The 12,789-nt window shown below is 60.5% G+C and carries 14 protein-coding genes, 1 tRNA gene and 1 pseudogene; 4 read left to right on the forward strand and 12 right to left on the reverse strand.

The genetic code is table 11. The features are described from left to right. Positions 1 to 11: 11 nt before the first annotated feature. From BGI51_RS22740 to BGI51_RS23910, 4 genes and pseudogenes are all read left to right on the forward strand, one after another. Positions 12 to 734, forward strand: a complete 723-nt coding sequence (locus tag BGI51_RS22740; protein WP_157772809.1) for an anti-sigma factor family protein — start codon at positions 12 to 14, stop codon at positions 732 to 734. 210 nt (positions 735 to 944) lie between these two features. Beyond that, on the forward strand, positions 945 to 2,810 hold the full coding sequence (mobH, locus tag BGI51_RS22745; RefSeq protein ID WP_187979860.1) for a MobH family relaxase: 1,866 nt from the start codon (positions 945 to 947) through the stop codon (positions 2,808 to 2,810). Next, the gene (locus BGI51_RS23905; protein ID WP_187979861.1) at positions 2,807 to 3,055 is read left to right on the forward strand and encodes a site-specific integrase; all 249 of its coding nucleotides are present in this window, start codon (positions 2,807 to 2,809) and stop codon (positions 3,053 to 3,055) included. The genes mobH and BGI51_RS23905 overlap by 4 nt, the downstream gene beginning before the upstream one ends. Positions 3,056 to 3,357: 302 nt before the next feature. Continuing rightward, a pseudogene (locus tag BGI51_RS23910) lies at positions 3,358 to 3,939 on the forward strand (site-specific integrase); the annotation flags it as partial. A 177-nt stretch (positions 3,940 to 4,116) separates the two neighbouring features. Here BGI51_RS23910 and BGI51_RS22760 read toward each other — a convergent pair. The 12 genes from BGI51_RS22760 to ruvA all read right to left on the reverse strand — a co-directional run bounded on the left by BGI51_RS22760 (position 4,117) and on the right by ruvA (position 12,779). Next, positions 4,117 to 4,192, reverse strand: a tRNA-Lys gene (locus BGI51_RS22760). Between the two features lie 61 nt (positions 4,193 to 4,253). Beyond that, on the reverse strand, positions 4,254 to 4,928 hold the full coding sequence (gene queC, locus BGI51_RS22765) for a 7-cyano-7-deazaguanine synthase QueC (RefSeq protein WP_187979862.1): 675 nt from the start codon (positions 4,926 to 4,928) through the stop codon (positions 4,254 to 4,256). A gap of 2 nt (positions 4,929 to 4,930) precedes the next feature. Continuing rightward, the gene (gene queE / locus BGI51_RS22770) at positions 4,931 to 5,581 is read right to left on the reverse strand and encodes a 7-carboxy-7-deazaguanine synthase QueE (RefSeq protein ID WP_187979863.1); all 651 of its coding nucleotides are present in this window, start codon (positions 5,579 to 5,581) and stop codon (positions 4,931 to 4,933) included. A gap of 71 nt (positions 5,582 to 5,652) precedes the next feature. Then, positions 5,653 to 6,480, reverse strand: coding sequence for a tol-pal system protein YbgF (gene ybgF, locus BGI51_RS22775; RefSeq protein ID WP_133861223.1), 828 nt, complete (start codon positions 6,478 to 6,480; stop codon positions 5,653 to 5,655). Positions 6,481 to 6,486: 6 nt separating this feature from the next. Continuing rightward, positions 6,487 to 7,008, reverse strand: coding sequence for a peptidoglycan-associated lipoprotein Pal (pal, locus tag BGI51_RS22780; RefSeq protein WP_007160328.1), 522 nt, complete (start codon positions 7,006 to 7,008; stop codon positions 6,487 to 6,489). A 59-nt stretch (positions 7,009 to 7,067) separates the two neighbouring features. Continuing rightward, entirely contained in the window at positions 7,068 to 8,366 is a 1,299-nt protein-coding gene (tolB, locus tag BGI51_RS22785; RefSeq protein ID WP_133861224.1) for a Tol-Pal system beta propeller repeat protein TolB, read from the reverse strand. Then, positions 8,363 to 9,469, reverse strand: a complete 1,107-nt coding sequence (gene tolA / locus BGI51_RS22790) for a cell envelope integrity protein TolA (protein WP_252977172.1) — start codon at positions 9,467 to 9,469, stop codon at positions 8,363 to 8,365. The genes tolB and tolA overlap by 4 nt, the downstream gene beginning before the upstream one ends. Continuing rightward, the gene (tolR, locus tag BGI51_RS22795; RefSeq protein ID WP_133861225.1) at positions 9,466 to 9,912 is read right to left on the reverse strand and encodes a protein TolR; all 447 of its coding nucleotides are present in this window, start codon (positions 9,910 to 9,912) and stop codon (positions 9,466 to 9,468) included. The genes tolA and tolR overlap by 4 nt, the downstream gene beginning before the upstream one ends. An 11-nt stretch (positions 9,913 to 9,923) precedes the next feature. Then, positions 9,924 to 10,616: a protein TolQ gene (gene tolQ, locus BGI51_RS22800; protein WP_133861226.1), complete on the reverse strand. Its 693-nt coding sequence runs from the start codon at positions 10,614 to 10,616 to the stop codon at positions 9,924 to 9,926. Between the two features lie 2 nt (positions 10,617 to 10,618). Continuing rightward, positions 10,619 to 11,068 (reverse strand): tol-pal system-associated acyl-CoA thioesterase, encoded by a 450-nt coding sequence (gene ybgC / locus BGI51_RS22805; protein WP_187979864.1) that lies wholly within the window; start codon positions 11,066 to 11,068, stop codon positions 10,619 to 10,621. Between the two features lie 51 nt (positions 11,069 to 11,119). Continuing rightward, complete coding sequence (gene ruvB, locus BGI51_RS22810) at positions 11,120 to 12,172, reverse strand: Holliday junction branch migration DNA helicase RuvB (RefSeq protein WP_133861228.1); 1,053 nt, start codon at positions 12,170 to 12,172, stop codon at positions 11,120 to 11,122. A 4-nt stretch (positions 12,173 to 12,176) separates the two neighbouring features. Continuing rightward, positions 12,177 to 12,779 (reverse strand): Holliday junction branch migration protein RuvA, encoded by a 603-nt coding sequence (gene ruvA / locus BGI51_RS22815; protein WP_133861229.1) that lies wholly within the window; start codon positions 12,777 to 12,779, stop codon positions 12,177 to 12,179. Between the last annotated feature and the right edge of the window lie 10 nt (positions 12,780 to 12,789).

Genomic DNA, 12,789 nt, shown 5'->3' on the forward strand with positions numbered 1-12,789 from the left:
CTGAAGAGTTGATGGCTTATGCCGACAATCAGTTGGATGCGCTGCGGCACGAGGAGGTGATGCGCTATCTTGCAACCCATCCGGAAGATGCCGCACGGGTAGCTGATATCCGCGAGCAGAATCGTCGGCTACGGCTGATTTTTTCTCCCGTGCTTGAGCCTTTACCGACACACCTTATGCCAGCAGTCGTGCGACACCAGATAGTCGCCAGACGTAAAAGACGTATGACCTATCTCGCTTCGCTAGTGCTGACGTTAGGCCTAGGTAGCGGCTTAGGGTGGCAGGCACGGGAATCGATGCTGCGGCGGGCGCACGTTCCAATGGCGGATGCCGTGGAGGCTTATCGACTATTTGCGAGCGCCGAGGGGCGGCCGCCAGTCGATGTAACCGGCCAGGACGGTGCGATTCAGCATTGGCTTGAAAGGACATTTGTGCAGGCGCCCGCCCTCCCTAACCTGGAGCGCTTCGGCTTGATCCCAGTGGGTGGTCGTCTCATGGCCACGGACACCGGCGCCGCCGCGATGGTGCTCTACCGCGATACGAAAGGTCGCCAAGTGATCTTTTATGTACGGCATCCCAACAGCCAGCGCGACGTTGGCCACGGATCTCGTAGGGAAAGCGATGTTACGGCTGACTATTGGTCAGGACAGGGCTACAACTTTGCGTTGGTGAGTCCTAGCGAAGCATCGTTTGATACCTTGCGTGAGGCGATCTCGCAGAGGCCACCTCTCTAGTTCCCGTTCATACCAGTGCTCGTTGCTTGAAATCAACCCTGTCCAACATTTGGGGGTCATTTCACGGCTTCGAACAGCAAAGGGGGCCCAGGCTCCGGACCATAGTAGCCATCCGCCTTCCCAACCTTCCGAGCCGTGATAGCGGTTTACCATTGTTCGCTTACCGCTGCTGATCGACAACGCAGGCCCAAGAACTACCAAGGGCATGCCATGTTCGATCTATTTTTCAGGAAGAAAGCCCCACCCTCTGCGCCTGCAGGGTCCAGCAAACAGGGCTTCACCCAGCCGTCTGCAGGCCAGGATCTCCTGGCGCTCCCCCGCCGGCAGAAGCTCATCGAGAACATCTGGCAGCGGACGTCGCTGTCCCGCGAGCAGTTCGCCTCACTCTATCGGGATCCTCTCGGGCGCTACGCTGACCTGGTCCAGCAGCTTCCCGCTTCGGAGAACCACCACCACGCCTATCCCGGGGGCCTGCTCGATCACGGGCTGGAAATCGTCGCCTACGCACTGAAGATCAGGCAGAACTACCTCCTACCCATCGGCGCACCGCCCGAATCCCAAGCAGCCCAGGCGGAGGCGTGGTCAGCAGCGGTAGCTTACGGCGCCCTCCTCCACGACTTGGGCAAGATCGCCGTCGACATCGAGGTCGTCCTCGAGGACGGCAAGCCATGGCATCCCTGGCACGGTCGCATTGAGAAGCCCTACCGCTTCAGATACGTCAAAGGTCGCGACTATCAGCTTCATGGCGCCGCCTCAGCACTCGTCTATTTCCAGGTGCTGCCGCCCCACGTGCTGGACTGGCTCAGTGGCTATCGCGAGCTATGGTCATCGCTGATCTTCGTCTTGGCCGGGCAATACCAGCATGCCGGCGTACTGGGCGAGATGATCGTCCAGGCAGACCAGGCGAGTGTCGCCCAGGAGCTCGGCGCCAACCCGCAACGTGCGATGGAGGCCCCCAAGAATACGATCCAGCGTCAACTGGCCGATGGGTTGCGCACCCTGGTCATCGAGAAGTTCAAGCTGAACCAGCCCGAAGGGCCCTCGGACGGGTGGCTGACCCAGGATGCGCTATGGCTCGTCAGCAAGCCTGCCTCAGACCAGCTGCGGGCACTGATGCTCTCCCAAGGCGTAGAAGGTATCCCAACGTCGAACGCCCCATTCTTCAACCTGATCCAGGACCAGGCGATCATCCAGGTCAACGCTCAGGACAAGGCTATCTGGAAGGCAACGATTGACACCGGCCACGGTTGGAAGAACACCTTCACCTTACTCAAGGTCTCCCCCGCGCTGATTTGGCCAGATCCTACAGATCGGCCAGCTCCATTTACCGGCATTTTCACGCTTGAGCAGCCGGAAGATACCGAGCTAGATCAGCAGCGGCCTGCACCCGTGAGTGATATCGCTACGCCATCATTCCCAATACCACAAAGCGTGACGCATGTCACATCTTCACAAGAGGTGCCCTCATCCGAAACACTGCCGCCGCCCGCATTCCAGACCGGTTTGGACCCCATGGACGAGACCCTTGCACTAGCAGATGAGCTCTTTGGTGAAGCGGCTCCATCTTCAGAAATTCCAGCTTCTCTGCCGCTCCCTGACGTCACCCGAAACGGCTTCACTGATTGCCTCGCCGAGCACTCAGCTGAAGAGGCAATTTCGGCCAAGGACACAACTGATCTCGGCCAAGCTTTCATAGCTTGGGCGCGGCAGGGCGTGCTTTCACACACGCTAGTGATCAACGATGCCAAAGCACTGATTCACACAGTGGATGGCACTGCGTTTCTCGTCAGCCCCGGATTATTCAAGCGCTATGCCTTGGAGCATCCTCACCTACAGAGGGAAGCAAAGACGAGAGGGATTGAAACCTGGCAGCTAGTTCAACGCGGATTTGAAAAACTCAAAATTAACCGCAAGACACCGGACAATCTAAATATATGGACATGCGAGGTCATCGGCCCGCGAAAATCCAAACTGCTCAAAGGCTATCTTTTGAAGGACCCTGGTGCAATCTTCACGCATCCGCCATTCGATAATATTAGCCTGCGATTGCAGGATATGGGAGCTAGCGAAAATTGAATATCATCGATATCGCTAGCGAATACAATGATACTCACGACCTCAGGCCGGCAACTAGAGTTATCTACCTAGCAGCAGCCCGGGCATTGAGCCGAAGATTTGGCGATGACGTCGAACTCGAAAAACTCCATCATAGGGATGTTCTGATCTGGCGCAAGGAGGCCTTGGATTCAGGCCTAGCAAAGCGCAGCTGGAACACATACGCGAGTCATCTGAAAACTCTTTTCAGGTACGCCATTTCTTAAGACCTATTGACGCTCCGTAAAAACCCCTTCACTGACACCTCTGTAGTTCCACCCAGAAAGCGGAAAAAAACTGTACCTCACGAGGCCATCACTCAGGGTCGCAACCAGCTTATCAGGCTACAAGAGATCGAACGGGTATCAGGCGAACGCAGCAGCATAACCCCAGCTTGGTTCTGGCTATCTGTCTACGAAACCTTTCACTACACCGGAATTCGCCTGAATTCTTTATTAAGTATACAGAGACGAGACGTCTGCCTAAGACGTAGAACAATTAATATTCGAAGCGAAGGGACAAGACTCACAAAGAGTTTCTCCTACCCATTCCTGGACCTCTTTATGAGTACATAGACCGCGTTGTAGCATGGGCAGACTCTCTGCATTTCAAAGACACGGACCAGCTATTTAACGTCAATAGGTTCTCCTCGCATTACAGACGAGAAACTATGGATATAAATCAGATTGAGGCAATGTATAGAAAGCTGACGGCGATAGTAGGGACTCGGATGACTCCCCATCGGTTCAGGCACACCTTGGCGTCTGACCTGATGCGACAAGCGGATCGCAACATCCACGTAGCCAAAGCCCTGCTGAACCACTCGAGCATCGCTACCACGATGGAATACATCGAGACGGATCCACACCAGATGCGTCATGTCCTCGAAGAGCGTGCTGATAAGGTACCGAGGAGCTTGATCGGTCGAGTTGATTACAGCACCCGGCAACACCAGGAACAGCGACTGGATCCACCCAAGCAATCCGCCTCGCTGGCCTTGCAGCAACCCGCGAGAATCTCCGAACCCTCCACGCCGGAAGCGTTCGATCAGCTCGCAGAATGGATCAGCAATGGAGCACGACCACTTACAGCGGTGGTGAGGCGAGGATAGCTACACAGCGAAGCTCACGTACGAAATTGCGCCCAGGCCACGCAGCAACAGGCTCAGGGCGCCAGATGATTCAGTTTGACATCATCAAACCGCGAGGCTAGATTCCGCCACAGACGGCTGCTTGTCTGAGCTGGGGGAACGCAAAAACCCTCCATTGCGGAGGGTTTCTGGTGAAGATGGTGGGTCGTGTGGGATTCGAACCTACGACCAATTGGTTAAAAGCCAACTGCTCTACCGACTGAGCTAACGACCCGTTAGTGGGCGCCATTCTAGCGATTTTCTCAGGAGAATCAACACCCTAGATGAAAATTTTTTTACTGGTAGCGCGTAGGGTCCGAAATTCCCGCCGCCTTGAATCCGTCGGCGCGCAGGCGGCAGCTGTCACAGCGCCCGCAGGCCTTACCTTCGTCGTCGGCCTGGTAGCAGGAGACGGTCAGGCCATAGTCCACGCCCAGCTGGCTGCCGGCCTGGACGATTTGCGCCTTGGAGAGGAATTGCAGCGGGGCTTCGATCTTGAAGCTATCCCCTTCCACACCGGCCTTGGTGGCGAGATTGGCCAGGCGCTCGAAGGCTTCGACGAATTCCGGCCGACAATCCGGATAACCGGAGTAGTCCACCGCGTTCACCCCGATGAAGAGATGACGGGCGCCAAGCACCTCGGCCCAACCCAGGGCCAGCGATAGGAACACGGTATTGCGCGCCGGCACGTAGGTGATGGGGATGCCCTCACCCCGGGTCTCCGGGACGGCGATATCCGGATCGGTAAGCGCCGAGCCGCCGATGCCGTTGAGATCCAGGCCGATCACCTTGTGCTCGACGACCCCCAGCTGGCGCGCCACGCGCTCGGCGGCCTGCAGCTCGGCCCTATGGCGCTGACCGTAGTCGAAACTCATGGTGTAGCAGGCGAAGCCCTGGGCCTTGGCCATGGCGACGATAGTGGCGGAATCCAGGCCGCCAGAGAGAAGGATGACCGCTTTAGGCTGATTCATGCTCAGTGTCCTGGCTCGTCGTTCCAGAGAATCTTGTGCAGCTGCAGCTGGAAACGCACCGGCAGATTGTCCGTCACGATCCACTCCGCCAACTCACGCGGCACCACCTGGCCATGGCTGGGCGAGAACAGTACCTCTCCCGCACGCTGTTCCAGGCGATACTCGATCAGCTTGGAAACCGCCCAGTCATAGTCCTCGCGGGAACAGATGACGAACTTGATCTGATCGTTGGGCGTCAGGTGGTCAAGGTTGGCGTACAGGTTGCGCCCCACCTCCCCCGACCCTGGCGTCTTGAGGTCGACGACCTTGCTCACGCGCACATCCACGCCACTGACATCCAGGGCGCCACTGGTTTCCAGGGACACCTGGTAGCCGGCATCGCACAGTTGTTCGAGCAGCTTGAGGCAATTGGGCTGGGCCAGTGGCTCGCCACCGGTCACGCAGATGTGCCGCGGCCGGTAGCTCGCGACCTGCTCCAGGATGGCATCCAGGGTATGGATCTCGCCGCCGGTGAAGGCATAGGCCGTGTCGCAATAGTGGCAGCGCAGGGGACAGCCGGTGAGGCGGACAAAGACGGTGGGAAGACCGGCGGTGCGGGCTTCACCCTGGAGCGAATAGAAGATTTCGGTAAGACGTAGGGTATCTTTTTGCATGAAAGCCACGGGCGTGACGGCTACACAGGCCATCCGCCTCCGTTGCGGTAGATAGAAGAAAAAAGCCTGCGCTAGGGCAGGCTTTTCAGATCCCGCTGCGCCAGTTGCGCAGCGGAGGTTCCGGGATACTGGCTGATGACCTGCTGGTACATGCCCTTGGCCCGATCGGTGCGGCCGAGCTTCTGCTCGACCCCACCCAGTTTGTAGAGCGAATCCGGCACCTTGTTGCTGGTGGGATAGGCCTGACTGACCTTGGCGAAAGCCTGGCCTGCGGCCTGAAGATCGCCCTTGGCCAGATTCACTTCACCCAGCCAGTATTGGGCGTTGCCGGCGTACTGACTGTTGGGATATTTGCGCAGAAAGGCGTTGAACGCCTGACTGGCCTTGTCGAAATCCTTGGCTTTGATCAGATCGAAGGCAGCGTCGTAGTACAGCTTTTCCTTCGCTGGATCGCCCGGTTCGCTACTGGCGGCAGGTGCCCCTGCGGAAGCAGGTGGGGTCGGCGTGTTGTTGGCCGCGATGGCACCCCCTTGGGCGGCACCTGCAGCGGCTCCGGCACCTGCATTGGCAGGAGCGGAAGAAAGCTGGGAAATACGGCCATCCAGATCCTGGTAACGATCCAATCCTTCCTGCTTGAGCTGGCGGATCTCGTTTTCCTGAACCTCGACCTGGCCACGCAGGCGCGCGATATCATCCTGCATCTGCTGCAACTGCATGAACAGTTGACCCATGCCGGAAACGGGAGCCCCGTTTCCGGCACTGGCCGCGCCTGCGTTGCCATAGCCTTGCCCAGCGGACTGGGCAACGCCATAACTACCATCCTGTACGGGAACCTGAGCCCCGGCGACAACTGGTACACCAAGGGTCAGGGCGATCAAGAACTGCAGGCGCTTGGACATCGTTTATTACTTCTTCAGCTCGACGCGACGGTTCTGAGCCCAGGAAGCCTCGTCGTGACCGACGGCAACCGGACGCTCTTTACCGTAGGACACCAGCTCCAGCTGAGCCGGGGACACGCCCTGCAGCACCAGGTAGCGCTGAACGGCCTTGGCACGACGCTCGCCCAGCGCCAGGTTGTACTCGCGGGTACCGCGTTCGTCGGTGTTGCCTTCCAGAACGACGCGCTGGCCGCTGGCCTTCAGGTCACGGGCGTGAACGTCCAGAGCGCGCATGGCTTCCGGCTTCAGATCGGAGCTGTCGTACTCGAAGTAGAAGGTGGTGATGGCGCGCAGAGCGGCTTCGTCACCCATGCTGCCGTCGACGGCACCCGAGTTGGCGCCGTAGCCAGCGTTCGGGTCGACAGCACCGGCGCCAGCGCCAGCACCAGCGCCTTCACCGGAGGCGTCGCCGCCCTTGGAGGAACAGCCTACGGCCACGGCCATGGCCAGAGCCAGCGCAGCGAACTTGCCGAATTTCAGCATTTCCATCATGTAACTCCTAAAAGAACCGCAATGTTGGTGTAACTAAGGACTTTTCTAATTAGCCGTCAGTTCAGGTAAGGAGACCAGGAAGGCTCGCGCACGTCACCCTGGGCGGTGGGAATAGGAATCCGGACGCGACCATTGATGGAGACAAGCATCAGTACGCCTCGGTCCTGCTGGCGGGTGGCGTAGATTAGCATGGTGCCATTGGGCGCAACAGTGGGCGAATCGTTGAGGCTGGTGTTGGAAAGTACCCGCACAGAGCCGCGCTGGAGGTCCTGCGCAGCGATCTGGAAGTTGGTGAAACCTTCCTGACGATGCACCATGACCAGGGTCTTTTCATCCGCCGAAAGTTTCGGGTTGGCATTGTAGTTACCGACGAAAGTCACGCGCTCAGCACCCCCGCCATTGGCGCTGGTCTTGTAGATCTGCGGCTTGCCGGAACGGTCGGAGGTGAAATAGATGGTCTGGCCATCCTTGCCCCAGAAGGGCTCGGTATCGATGGCGGAGTCATTCGTCACACGACGAATGGCACGCGAACCGAGATCCATCACATAGATCTCGGGGTTGCCATCCTTGGACAGCACGAAGGCCAGGCGATTGCCATCGGGCGAAAACGCCGGCGCACCATTCAGGCCTTCGAAGTTGGTCAGCTGCTCGCGGCGACCGGTGTCGATGTACTGCATGAAGATGCGCGGGCGCTGCTGCTCGAAGGAGACGTAGGCGATGCGCTTGCCATCCGGCGCGAAACGCGGCGACAGGATCGGCTCACGCGACTGCAGCAGGGTAACGGCACGCGCACCGTCATAGTCGGCGCGCTGCAGGGTGTAACGGGTGTTGGTGGCGGAGAAGCGCTCGGCGGTCACATAGAGGATGCGCGTCGAGAAGGCACCTTTCACCCCGGTCAACTTCTCATAGGCCTGGTCCGAAATGAAGTGCGCCATGTCGCGCAGCTGATCGGTGCTGCCGCCGACGTTGCCGGTCAGGACCTGCTGTTCGGTGGAGACGTTGAAGAGGGCGTAGCTGATCTGCAGGCGGCCACCGTTGGGCACGACATTGCCTACCAGCACGTAATTGGCGCCCAGCGCCTTCCAGTCACGGAAGATGACTTCGCTGGCCTGGCTCGGCTGACTCAGCATGTTCTGGCGTGGAATCGGCGAGAACACCCCGGAGTTGCGCAGGTCATCGCTGACGATATTGCCCAGGTCTTCCGGCAGCGGCTGACCACCCTGCCAGCCGAAGGGCACGACGGCGATCGGAATGGCACGATCACTACCGCTGGAGATCACCAGCGGATCGGCCGCCTGGGCGGAGCCCACCACCAGGACCAGGCCCAGCAGGATGTAACGGATCAGGGTGTTCACAGACTCAGGTCCTCCGGTTTGAAGATCATGCGGCGCTGACGGTACAGCTGATCGAAGGTCTTGCGATCCAGCTGCTGCAGCTCACGGATACGACCGACGTTACGCACGGCCGATACCGCTGAATTGTCAAATTCCTTGTTGCCACTGGAGCGGGTAACCGTCGCGCTGGTAATGGTGCCGTCGGGCAGCATGTTGATCTGCACCTCGACGCTCATACCGTTGCGCGCCGACTGCGGACGCGTCCACTGCTCGCTGACCAGACGCACGATCAGGTCATCGAAGCTCGATGCCACCTCGTCGCCCTGCTCTTCGGCCAGTGCCTGCTGCCGCTGGGTGTCATCGGACAGCAATTCGGCCAACGCCTGCGCCTTCTTGTCTTCCGCCGCCTTGCGTGCAGCTGCCTGGGCCGCCTTCTTCTTGGCGTCGTCTGCCGCTTTCTTCTTGGCAGCCTCGGCTGCAGCCTCTTTCTTGGCCGCTTCTGCCGCCGCCTTCTGCTTGGCCTCTTCCGCCGATTTCTGCTTGGCTGCTTCGGCCGCCGCCTTCTTGGCCGCTTCGTCGGCTGCCTTCTGCTTGGCGGCTTCGTCGGCCTTCTTCTTGGCGATATCCGCCTGCTTCTTCTGCTCGACAGCCTGCTTGGCTTCCGCAGCCGCCTTGGCGGCCTCGGACTGTTTCTCGGCCTCAGCCTTGGCTTCGGCGGCTTTGGCCGCCGCTTCCGCTTGCTGCGCCTTTCGAGCGTCGTCGGCTTTCTTTTGTTCCGCGGCCTGTTGCTGGGCTTCCTTCTGTTGCTGAGCCGCCTTGGCCGCCGCCGCTTCGCGCTGGGCTTCCTGTTGCTCGCGGCGCTGCTCCAGCTGCTCCTGCTCGTACTGTTTGGCCGCGGTCTTCTTCGCCTCCCCCGCCAGTTTCTGCTCGGTCTGCACCTGCGCGGAACTCTTGGACTTGAGCTGGACCAGGGTGGCCTGGACGACCGGGCGCGACTGGGGCAATTCAGGGGTGAAGGCAAAGCTGACAAACAGCAGGCCGAAAATCAGCACATGCAGGGCGACTGCCCAGATGACCGGCCAGAAATAACTTTCGGACGACGAACGCTCGCGGTGTCGCATCAAGGCGCCTCGGTAATCAACCCGACGTTGGGCACGCCGGCCTGTTGCAAGGCACCCATGGCGCCGGCCACGACACCGTAGTTGGCAGCCTTGTCACCCCGGATGAACACCTGGGTGTCCGCCCGCTGACGCATGATGGCACCGACCTGCTGACTCAGTTGGGGCAGCGACACCGCGGTCTCGGACTTGGCCTTCTGATCGGTATCCACCTCGGAACCGACGTTCCAGTAGTAGGTACCGTTGGCCTTCACCGAGACGGTGAGGATCTGCTTGTCGTTGTCTTGCGGCAGGGCCTGACTGTCGACCTTGGGCAGGTCGACCTTGACGCCCTGGTTGAGCATGGGCGCCGTCACCATGAAGATGACGAGGAGCACCAACATCACGTCGATGTAGGGCACCACGTTCATCTCGGCGACGGGCTTGCGTTTCTTGCGGCGAGGGACCATGGGATACCTCTTTATTCGTCGCTGGTGTGGACTTTGCGGTGCAGGATGGCCTGGAATTCGTCCGCAAAGGTGTAGTAGCGGTTGATCAGCATTTCCGAGCGGGCAGCGAAGCGGTTGTAGGCCACGACGGCGGGAATGGCGGCGAACAGACCGATGGCGGTGGCGATCAGGGCTTCGGCGATGCCGGGAGCCACGGTGGCCAGGGTCGCCTGCTGGGCAGTGGACAGGCCGCGGAAGGAGTTCATGATGCCCCAGACGGTACCGAACAGACCCACATAGGGGCTGGTGGAACCGACGGTGGCCAGGAACGGCAGGGCCTGATCGAGTTTTTCTTCCTCACGGGAGATGGCGACGCGCATGGCGCGCGAGACGCCTTCCATCACGGCATCGGGATCCACGCCGGGCTGCTGACGCAGGCGGGAGAATTCCTTGAAGCCGGCGCGGAAGATCTGCTCGACGCCGGAGTCCGGATCGGGGTTGCTGCCGGCCTGGCGATACAGCTTGGACAGATCGATGCCCGACCAGAATTTCTCTTCGAAGGCATCCAGGGAACGCTTGGCGGCGCGCATGGCATTGCCGCGCTGGATGATCATGATCCAGGACGTGACAGAGGCTGCGACCAGGATGAGCATCACCAGTTGCACCACCAAGCTGGCGTTCGCGATGAGGCTCCACATGGACGTATGGTCGACGTTGGGTTGCACGCTTAATCTCCTGATTGAATTGACGCCGGATTTCCGGCAAGAACCGTTCGCATGGCTGCAGGGATAGCCCTGGGCCTGAAGCTGTCAGCACGCACGCAGGCGACCGTCACCCACCCTTCACAGAGCAGGACAGCGTCCCTGGCGCGCCAGACCTCCTGGTGAAACCTGAGGCTGGCGCGCTTCGCCTCGACCACCTCGGCACCGATCAGCAACTCGTCATCCAGTCGCGCGGGCGCATGGTAGCGCGCTTCGCTGCTATGGACGACGAACAGCAGACCATCCCGGGCGAGTTCGGACTGGGCATAGCCCAGCGCGCGCAGTCGCTCGGTGCGGGCGCGTTCCATGAACTTGAGGTAGTTGACGTAATAGACGATGCCGCCGGCATCGGTATCTTCGTAGTAGACACGACACCTGAGGACGGACGGCGACGGGCTCCGCGATTGCGCGTGCATACTCTAGAACCTAGCCTCGCCGTTGCCAATCAGAAATGTTCGCAACTGCATTTAATTACCATTGACCTCGAACAGATCGGGTGTACCACCCTGGGCCAGACGCGTCGGCAGATTGAGCCCGAAGTGCAGATAGGCATGGCGGGTCACCACCCGTCCGCGCGGCGTGCGCATGATATAGCCTTGCTGGATCAAATAGGGTTCCAGCACGTCTTCGATGGTGTGACGCTCTTCGCTGATGGCGGCAGCGAGACTGTCGACGCCCACCGGACCACCGTCGAACTTGTCGATCATGGTCAGCAGCAGACGGCGATCCTGGTGATCGAAACCCTGGGCGTCGACGTCCAGCAGATCGAGGGCACGACTGGCGATGTCGTGGCTGATGTGACCCTGCCCGCGCACCTCGGCGAAGTCCCGCACCCGCCGCAGCAGGCGATTGGCGATCCGCGGCGTGCCACGCGCCCGGCGGGCGATTTCCATGGCTCCCTCGGCCTCGATGGCGAGACCGAGAATGCCGGCCGAGCGGGTGACGATGGTGGCCAGATCCGCGGTGCCGTAGAACTCCAGACGCTGGACGATCCCGAAGCGGTCGCGCAGCGGATTGGTCAGCATGCCGGCGCGGGTGGTCGCGCCGACCAGGGTGAAGGGCGGCAGATCCAGCTTGATGGAGCGAGCCGCCGGACCCTCGCCGATCATGATGTCGAGCTGGTAGTCCTCCATCGCCGGATAGAGCACCTCCTCGACGATGGGTGAGAGTCGATGGATCTCGTCGATGAAGAGCACATCACCGGCTTCCAGGTTGGTCAACAGCGCGGCGAGATCGCCCGGGCGTTCCAGCACGGGGCCCGAGGTGCTCTTCAGGGAAACCTGCATTTCCTGGGCGATGATGTTGGCCAGAGTGGTCTTGCCCAGGCCGGGTGGGCCGAAGATCAGGGTGTGGTCGAGGGCCTCGCCCCTGCCCTTCGCGGCCTGGATGAACAGCCCCATCTGGTCGCGCACCACCGGCTGGCCGATGTAGTCGGCCAGACGCACCGGACGGATGGCGCGATCCTGGAATTCCTCACGGTCGCGGCCAGTGCCCGAGATGAGGCGATCGGTTTCTATCATGGGATCAGACCATGCCCTTCAGGGCGCGACGGATGAGTTCCTCGCTGGAAAGGTCTTCCCCCTCCACGGCGGCGACGGCGCGGCTGGCTTCCTGGGGCTTGAAGCCCAGGGCGACCAGGGCGCTGACCGCATCGGCCTCGGCGCTGGCCACGACGGCGGCCTGGTTCGGCAGGACCAGGGGAGCGATGCCGGGCAGGCTTTCCCAGGCCTTGAAGCGGTCCTTCAGCTCGACCAGCAGGCGCTCGGCAGTCTTCTTGCCCACCCCTGGTACCTTGACCAGGGCGGCCGTGTCCTGGGCTTGCACGCAGCGAACCAATTCATCCACCTCGAGACTGGACATCAACGCCAGGGCCAGCTTGGGGCCGACACCATTGAGCCGGATCAGCTCGCGAAACAGCTCACGCTCGCGCTTTTCCCCGAACCCATACAGCAGGTGCGCATCTTCCCGTACCACGAGGTGGGTATGCAATGTGACGATTTCACCCTGGGCCGGCAGCCGATAAAGGGTCGTCATGGGCACTTCGACCTCGTAGCCGACTCCGCCCACGTCGAGCAGGAGATGCGGCGGCTGCTTTTCCGCCAGGGTGCCACGTAGACGACCGATCACAGGGTTACCT

The sequence above is a fragment of the Pseudomonas oryzihabitans genome, assembly GCF_014522265.1.
GTDB lineage: Bacteria > Pseudomonadota > Gammaproteobacteria > Pseudomonadales > Pseudomonadaceae > Chryseomonas > Chryseomonas aestiva.